The organism is Curvibacter gracilis ATCC BAA-807 (assembly GCF_000518645.1).
In the GTDB taxonomy this organism is placed as follows: Bacteria; Pseudomonadota; Gammaproteobacteria; order Burkholderiales; family Burkholderiaceae_C; genus Curvibacter; species Curvibacter gracilis.
In genome coordinates, this window is sequence record NZ_JADZ01000031.1 from 61,338 (window position 1) to 67,716 (window position 6,379).

Annotated in this window: 6 protein-coding genes; 1 reads left to right on the forward strand and 5 read right to left on the reverse strand. The window is 67.5% G+C overall.

Annotation, left to right across the window (positions count from 1 at the left end; all coding sequences use genetic code 11):
* Positions 1-36 precede the first annotated feature (36 nt).
* From L880_RS0120955 to L880_RS0120970, 4 genes are all read right to left on the reverse strand, one after another.
* Positions 37-654, reverse strand: coding sequence for a TRAP transporter small permease (locus L880_RS0120955; RefSeq protein WP_027477345.1), 618 nt, complete (start codon positions 652-654; stop codon positions 37-39).
* Between the two features lie 88 nt (positions 655-742).
* A complete protein-coding gene (locus L880_RS0120960) occupies positions 743-1,978 on the reverse strand; it encodes a fumarylacetoacetate hydrolase family protein (protein WP_027477346.1) in 1,236 nt (411 codons plus the stop codon).
* A 19-nt stretch (positions 1,979-1,997) separates the two neighbouring features.
* Positions 1,998-3,779 (reverse strand): IlvD/Edd family dehydratase, encoded by a 1,782-nt coding sequence (locus tag L880_RS0120965; protein ID WP_027477347.1) that lies wholly within the window; start codon positions 3,777-3,779, stop codon positions 1,998-2,000.
* A gap of 81 nt (positions 3,780-3,860) precedes the next feature.
* Positions 3,861-4,871 carry a TRAP transporter substrate-binding protein gene (locus L880_RS0120970; RefSeq protein ID WP_027477348.1) on the reverse strand — a complete coding sequence of 337 codons (1,011 nt, stop codon included), beginning with the start codon at positions 4,869-4,871 and terminating at the stop codon, positions 3,861-3,863.
* 153 nt (positions 4,872-5,024) lie between these two features.
* Between L880_RS0120970 and L880_RS0120975 the strand changes: the two genes are divergently transcribed.
* On the forward strand, positions 5,025-5,993 hold the full coding sequence (locus L880_RS0120975; RefSeq protein WP_425389205.1) for a LysR family transcriptional regulator: 969 nt from the start codon (positions 5,025-5,027) through the stop codon (positions 5,991-5,993).
* Here the strand turns inward: L880_RS0120975 and L880_RS0120980 are convergent.
* The coding region (locus L880_RS0120980; protein WP_027477294.1) for a M20/M25/M40 family metallo-hydrolase at positions 5,990-6,379 on the reverse strand (390 nt) is incomplete at its 5' end. The two genes, L880_RS0120975 and L880_RS0120980, sit on opposite strands and share 4 nt — an antisense overlap.

The following is a 6,379-nucleotide window of genomic DNA, read 5'->3' on the forward strand; positions in this document are numbered from 1 at the left end:
CGGTGTGGTTCTTGGTCTTGGTCGCGGCGCGACGGCTCAGCGGCCCGAGTGGGGCAGCGGCTTGTCACCCAAAGGGGAATGACTGGCTCCGTGGCCGGCCGCGTTCTCGCGCGCCAGTTCGGCCTGCAGGGCTTCGAGCTCGCCCTGCTCCTCGGACTCCTTGATCATCACCAGCTCGGCCTCGCTGAGCTGGCCGGTCAGCACGCGCAGCAGCTGCAGCACGATGAGCCCGGCCGCACACACCGAGAACACCACGCCCGAGGCATAGAAGATGGCGGTCGAGGCGCCGGTGACGGGGGCTTCAACGTCCCAATTGATCACGGTCTGCTGCCAGCTGCCCTGAAAGAACAGCCAGGTGATGTAGAGCATCAGCACCTGGCCCAGCACCATGCACACCTTCTTGCCCGCCACCGGCAGGCGCGACACCAGCATGTCGGTGCCCAGGTGGGCGTTCTCCTTGATCGCGCTGACGGCGCCCAGGAAGGTGATCCAGACAAAAAGCCAGCGCGACAGCTCTTCGCTGACGGCAATGCCCGAGTTGAAGGCGTAGCGCAGCACCACGTTGCCGAACACCAGCACCACCATGACGGCCAGGGCCAGCGCGATGAGCAGGTTGATGAACCGGCAGTACCGGTCGATGAGGGTATTGAGCATGTTGTTGTCTCCGTGGGTGGCGTGGGGCCACCTGGGTGTGTTTTTCAGGGATCCATCGTCTCGTCAGGCCCGGCTCACAGCGCCGACTTCACAGCGCCCTGCCCTGCAGCAGCCCGCGCCCGGCCAGGTTGGCCATGAAGGCGCGCAGGCCGAAGCGCCAGGGGGCGGCGGTTTCGCTGTGCGCGACCCGGTTGTGCAAGGCCCCCAGCCAGGTGCTCTGGATGGTGACCACATCGCCCAGCCTGTGGGTGAAGCCGCCACCGGGCTGGTCGCGGTCCTCGATGGGGGCGAACAAGGTGCCCAGGAACAGCATGAAGCCGTCGGGGTACTGGTGGGCGGCCAGGGTCTGGGCCACCAGATCGGCCGGGTCGCGGCTGATGCTGGCCATGGTGTTGATGCCGCGCAGCTCAAAGCCCTCGGGCCCGGTCACACGCAGGTTCACGGTCTCGCGGCGCACCTGGTCCAGGCCGAAGCCGGCATCGAACAGGCGGATGAATGGGCCGATGGCGCACGAGGCGTTGTTGTCCTTGGCCTTGCCCAGCAGCAGCGCGCTGCGGCCCTCGATGTCGCGCAGGTTGACGTCGTTGCCCAGGGTGGCGCCCACGATGTCGCCGCGGCTGTTGACGGCCAGCACCACCTCGGGCTCGGGGTTGTTCCAGGCCGAGTCGGCGCGGATGCCGATGTCTTCGCCCGTGCCCACCGAGGCCAGCACCGGGGCCTTGGTGAACACCTCGGCATCGGGGCCGATGCCCACCTCCAGGTACTGCGACCACAGGCCTTTCTCCTGCAGCAAGGCCTTGAGGGCCATGGCCTGCTCCGAACCCGGGCGGATGTCGGCCAGGCTCTCACCGATCAGGCCCACCACCTGGCTGCGCAGGCCCTGGGCGCGGCTGGCATCGCCACGGGCCTGCTCTTCGATCACGCGTTCGATCAGGCTGGCGGCAAAGGTCACGCCGGCCGCCTTGACCACCTGCAGATCGCAGGGGGCCAGCAGCCAGGGGCGGGTGCTGTCGCGCGGGGCCAGTTGGCTGTTGTCCAGCAACTCGGCCACGCTGCACACACGCTGGCCCACGCAACCGTGCACGGCCTGGGCCGGGTCGGGCGACTCCAGCAGGGTGCTCATGGTGGGAAAGTGCTCGCTCAGGTCGAACACGCCCTCGGGGCGCAGGACCACCACGGCCGGGCCGCTGAGGTGACCAAGTTGGGCGCCAGGCCACCAGATGCGGCCCACCAGGGTGCCGGCCAGGCCGTCGTCAGGCAGGATTTGGGCGTGCGTTGCCGCACCGGCCGCCGCTGCTTGGGCGGTCGTTGTCGTGGAACTCATGGTCAGGTCCTTGAAGGCTTCAGTGGTTGTGGCGCGGGGTGTGTTCGGAGATGCGTCGGTAATCGAGCGCAAAGTCGAGCGTGGCCCCGTCCACCAGTTGGCCGGTCTTCTCGCGGTACAGCGCCTCCCAGGGCGACTGGCTGCGCGGCACGGGCGGGGCCGGCAGTTCGCGCCGGCGGCGTTCGATCTCTTCAGGGGTGACCAGGGCGTCACAGCGGCCGGTGTTGAGGTCGATGCGCAGCACGTCACCGTTTTGCAGCCAGCTCAGGCCGCCGCCCACGGCGCTCTCGGGCGAGACGTTGAGGATGGACGGGCTGTCGGCCGTGCCCGATTGGCGCCCGTCACCCAGCGTGGGCAAGGTGTTGATGCCGCGCCGGATCAACGCATCGGGCGGCTGCATGTTGACCACCTCGGCCGAACCGGGCCAGCCGATGGGGCCGGCACCGCGCATCACCAGGATGCAGCCCTCGTCGATGCCGAGTGCCGGGTCGTTGATGCGGGCGTGGTAATCGTCAGCCCCTTCGAACACCACGGCACGGGCCTCGAAAATGCCCTCCTGGCCGGGCTGGTTCAGGTAGCGCTGGCGGAAGGCCTCGGAGATCACCGAGGTCTTGAGGATGCCGAAGTCAAACAGATTGCCTGACAACACCAGAAAGCCGGCCTTTTGCATCAGGGGCTGGGCGAAGGGGAAGATCACCTCGCGGTCGCGTGTCTCGCGGCCCTGCAGGTTCTCGGCCACCGTGCGGCCGGTAACGGTGCGGCAGTCGCCCTGCAGGCGACCGGCCTGCTGCAGCTCCCACATCAGGGCCGGCACGCCCCCGGCGCGGAAGAAGCGCTCGCCCAGGAATTGGCCGGCCGGCTGCATGTTGAGCAGCAGGGGCAGGTCGTAGGCGTGTTCGGTCCAATCCTGGGCCCGCAGCGCCACGCCCGCGTGCCGGGCCATGGCCATGATGTGCACCTGCGCGTTGCTGGAGCCGCCGGCCACGCTGACCACCGACAAGGCGTTGAGAAAGCTCTCGCGGGTGAGCAACTGCGAGGGTCGCAGGTCTTCATAGGCCATCTCGACGATGCGGCGCCCGGTCTCGTACGCCATCTGGCCACGCTCGCGGTAGGGCGCCGGGATGGCGGCGCAGCCTGGCAGCGACAGGCCCAGGGCCTCGGCCACGGCGTTCATGGTGGAGGCCGTGCCCATGGTGTTGCAATGGCCGGCCGAGGGGGCGCTGCTGCAGGCGCGCTGCAGAAACTCTTCCTCGTCGATCTCGCCGGCAGCCAGTTGGCGACGGCTGCGCCAGATCACGGTGCCCGAGCCCACCAGCTCGCCATCGTGCCAGCCGTCCAGCATGGGGCCGCCCGAGAGCACGATGGCCGGGATGTCCACGGTGGAGGCGGCCATGATGCCGGCCGGGGTGGTCTTGTCGCAGCCGGTGGTCAACACCACGGCATCGATGGGGTAGCCATACAGGGTCTCGACCAGGCCCAGGTAGGCCAGGTTGCGGTCGAGTGCGGCAGTGGGGCGGCGGCAGTTCTCGAAGATGGGGTGCACCGGGAACTCCATCGGGATGCCCCCGGCATCGCGGATGCCGTCGCGTACCCGCTTGGCCAGATCCAGGTGGATGCGATTGCAGGGCGACAGGTCGCTGCCGGTCTGGGCGATGCCGATGATGGGCCGGCCCGAGCGCAGCTCTTCGGGCGTGAGCCCGTAGTTCATGAAGCGCTCGAGGTAGAGCGCGGTCATGTCCGAGCGCTCGGGGTCGGCAAACCACTCACGCGAGCGGAAGGGGCGCTTGGCTTTCTTGTCCATGGGGTGTCCCTGACGTGGAAGATGCAACGGCGGGCGCCGCAGCGGGCCTTGGGCCCACCACCAGCGCCCCCGCGGGGTGGATCACTTGGCGGTGCCGCGCACCTTGGCCAGCTCGGCGTTGAGTTCACCGGTGGTGTCTTCACCGAACTCCTTGGCGTACTTGGCCAGCACGGGCTGCAGCTTGGCGCGCATCTTGGCCTGCTCGGCCGGCGGCAGCTCGGTCACCTGCATGCCCACCTTCTTGAGCTCGCCCAGGGCCTTGTCGCCGAAGGCGCGGATGGTCTTGCGCTCGTAGAGCGTGGCTTCGCGGGCGGCGTCCTGCACGATCTTCTGTTCTTGGGCCGACAGGCCGTCCCAGGTCTTCTTGGACATCAGCAAGGCCCAGGTGCTGTACATGTGGCGCGACAACACCATGTGCTTCTGCACCTCGTAGAACTTGCTCGACAGGATGGTGGCCGAGGGGTTCTCCTGGCCATCCACCGCGGCCTGCTCCATGGCCGAATACAGCTCGGTGAAGGGCATGGGGGTGGCGTTGGCACCCAGCGCGCTGAAGGTGTCCAGGAACAGCGGGCTCTGGATCACGCGCAGCTTCAGGCCCACCAGGTCATCGGCCTTGGTGATGGGGCGACGCGAATTGGTCACGTGGCGAAAGCCGTTCTCCCAGTAGCCCAGGCCCACTAGGCCTTTTTCGGGCAGTTTGGCGAGCAGCTTCTGGCCGAAGGGGCCGTCCAGCACGGCATCGGCCTCTTGCTCGTTGTTGAAGGTCAGGGGCAGGTTCAGTACGCCAAAGGGCTTGATCAGCGACATCAGGGTGGAGGTGTCGGGCACCGTCATCTCGAGTGTGCCGCCGCGCAGGGCCGAGGTCATGCTGACATCGTTGCCCAGCGAGCCGCTGGCATAGAGCTTGGCCACCAGCTTGCCGCCGCTCTTGGCCGACAACTGCTCGGCAAAGTACTTCACGGCCAGGGCCTGGGGATGGTCTTCGTTGAGGCCGATGCCGACCTTGAACACATGGTCCTTGATCTGGGCCGACACCGGGGCGGCCAAGGCGGCCAGGATCGTGGCCGCCAGGGCCAGGGCTTTGAATTGCATGGATGTCTCCGAATTTGGAATGTCTGAACCACGGTGGGCGGGGCCACCGGCCGCGGGGAATCTCTGATGGATCCTCCCGTTGCAGGCGAGAGATTAGGTTTCCCGTCCCCTGGGGTCCACTGACTTTTTTGCTAGCATCCATTCCAAATGCTGATGAGTCCAGACCCGATTTCGGGTAAACCCCTGTCTTTGGCCCAGGCCTGTGCCCGCCTGCGCTTTCGCCATCTGCAGTTTCTGGACATCCTGGGCCAGACCCGCAACCTGCGCCTGACGGCCGAGCAGATGCACATCACCCAGCCCGCGGCCACCAAGATCCTGATGGACATCGAGGAGATCCTGGAGGCCCGCCTGTTCGAGCGCCTGTCGCGTGGCATGCGGCCCAACGAACTGGGCCTGTTCACGCTGCGCTATGCCGCCAGCGCGCTGGCCGGGCACCGCAAATTTGTGGACGAGTTCAATGCCCTCAAGCAAGGCGGCCATGGGCACCTGTCGATCGGCGCCATCACCGGCTCGGCGGCCCACGTGCTGATCGCCTCGGTGGCCGAGATCCAGCGCCTGCGCCCCCTGCTGGTGCTGAAAGTGCTCGAACAAAGCAGCGACCAGCTGGTGGTGTGGCTGGCCGAGCGCAAGATCGACCTGATGATCGGCCGCTTCACCGACGAATCCCAGCGCAGCCAGTTCCACTACGAGCGCCTCTCGGACGAACCGCTGCAGGTGGTGGGCGGCCTGCACCACCCACTGCGGGGCGCACGCGAGCTGGACATGGCCGAGCTGTCGCACTGGCCCTGGATCCTCTACCCCGCCTCCACCGCGGTGCGCAAGGTGTCGGACGACATCTTCGGCCGCAACGGCCTGGCGCTGACCTCAGGGGTGGTGGAGACGCCCTCTTTCCTGTTCGCGCTGGAGATGATGCAGACCACCGACATGCTGTCGCTGCAGCCCACGGCCCTGGTCAGACGCTACATCGACAAGGGCCTTCTGGCCCGCATCCCCGTCGACCTGCCCGACCGCATGCCCGACTACGGCATGCTGACCCGCCTGGGCGAGACGCCCACACCGGCGACGCTGGCGTTCATGGAGGTGTTGCGGCAGACCGCCAGCCGTCAAGTCGCCCCAGCTTAGCCCGCCCGCTCCAGCATGGCCTGCAGCAGCACGTTGCAGCCGGCGGTGATGTGCTCGGGCTTGGCGTCTTCGATCTCGTTGTGGCTGATGCCGTCCTTGCAGGGGATGAAGATCATCCCGGTGGGGGCCAGCTTGGCCATGTAGACCGCGTCGTGGCCGGCGCCCGAGACGGCGGGCATGTGGCTGTAGCCCAGGCGTTCGGCGGCGCGCTGCACCGCGTTGACGCAGTCGGCGTGGAAGGGCTGGGCCGGGTAGTGCGAGACCAGCTCGACCTCGATCTTCAGCCCGGTCTCGGCCGCCACCTGGGCCGCGTAGGCGCGGATGTCGGCGTCCATCTGGTCGACCAGGGCGTCGGTGCTGTTGCGCAGGTCCATCGAGAACTTGAC

Bases quoted from the DNA above. Each gene is read 5' to 3' on its own strand.
- L880_RS0120955 (WP_027477345.1), bottom strand. From the start codon at position 654: ATGCTCAATACCCTCATCGACCGGTACTGCCGGTTCATCAACCTGCTC.
- L880_RS0120960 (WP_027477346.1), bottom strand. From the start codon at position 1,978: ATGAGTTCCACGACAACGACCGCCCAAGCAGCGGCGGCCGGTGCGGCA.
- L880_RS0120965 (WP_027477347.1), bottom strand. From the start codon at position 3,779: ATGGACAAGAAAGCCAAGCGCCCCTTCCGCTCGCGTGAGTGGTTTGCC.
- L880_RS0120970 (WP_027477348.1), bottom strand. From the start codon at position 4,871: ATGCAATTCAAAGCCCTGGCCCTGGCGGCCACGATCCTGGCCGCCTTG.
- L880_RS0120975 (WP_425389205.1), top strand. From the start codon at position 5,025: ATGAGTCCAGACCCGATTTCGGGTAAACCCCTGTCTTTGGCCCAGGCC.